Origin of the sequence: Rhabdonatronobacter sediminivivens (genome assembly GCF_013415485.1) — a bacterium.
Classification (GTDB): Bacteria; Pseudomonadota; Alphaproteobacteria; order Rhodobacterales; family Rhodobacteraceae; genus Rhabdonatronobacter; species Rhabdonatronobacter sediminivivens.
The window spans coordinates 1-904 of the sequence record NZ_JACBXS010000127.1 but is presented as its reverse complement, the minus strand read 5'-3'; the positions used below and the strand labels follow the sequence as shown (position 1 = coordinate 904).

General features: G+C 51.9%; 1 protein-coding gene. It reads right to left on the bottom strand.

Annotated elements, in window-relative coordinates:
• Positions 1–59: 59 nt before the first annotated feature.
• Complete coding sequence (locus tag HUK65_RS18465; RefSeq protein ID WP_179907752.1) at positions 60–827, bottom strand: hypothetical protein; 768 nt, start codon at positions 825–827, stop codon at positions 60–62.
• Positions 828–904 lie beyond the last annotated feature (77 nt).

Sequence of the window (904 nt, the reverse complement as noted above, 5' to 3'; positions counted from 1 at the left end):
ATGTCGGAGCGTCTCATGCCCAAGGTATGACACACCCTGCAGCCGTTGGGAATCTTGCGTCAGGTGACGAACACTAGATCGCGCCATGAACCATCTGCCAAGCCGGTCATTGCACGGTTATAGTTCCACTGATTCTGAGAGCATAGCTTCCAGATAGAGCGAGCTTCTTCCTCGCTATGCGTCTTGAGAAATCGCTCGACTTTTGAGCGAGCCTCGATTTCCGTCCATGAAATCGCAAATTGGTCATGCGTCGTGACGATTCCGGGTGCAGGACTGCCGTTCGGTGCGAACCAATCGGCCACGCTCGGAAATTTGTAATATTCGCCTCGGAGGCCCCAATTAGTCGGTGTAAAGGGCCACGGCGCTTTCTCAGGTGTCACATCAAAAAAATCATGGCTTTGCGTCGTAGCTACCTCAAGAGCGGCATATTTCGAGGCTCGGCTTCCCCAAAGATCAGCATGAAATACCTTCGCAGGTTCCTTAATCTTGCTCGCCGGGGTCTTTTTCACAGCGATTATGATTGCGACGCCCTGCTGGATGTCGAACACATTTTTGTCGGGACTTCCATCTGGCGAGACCTCTTTTTTGTTGGCATTCCCATGAAGGTCGATGACGTGGATACGGTCAAAGGTCTTCATCAGATGCTGGCGCATGTCCAAGAATGTCGGGTTGTCGAGGTAGGCGTGATTGGTGATGAACCCCAAAACACCTTCGCCGTTCTTATCGATCAAGTGCTCGGCAAACCGGATGAACTTAACATAATCATCGGACAGCCATTTGGCTTGAGCGGGGCGCTTCAACTCGGGACTTTGTTTGTAGACATCCATTAGGCTCCAGACTCATTGATATTCAAAGCCAGAAGAGGACGGTCGCTGCGAGCGCGACGGCGGAGAGGAACACTTTC

Excerpts from the sequence above, each read along its gene's own strand:
- HUK65_RS18465 (WP_179907752.1), bottom strand. The coding sequence starts at position 827 with ATGGATGTCTACAAACAAAGTCCCGAGTTGAAGCGCCCCGCTCAAGCC.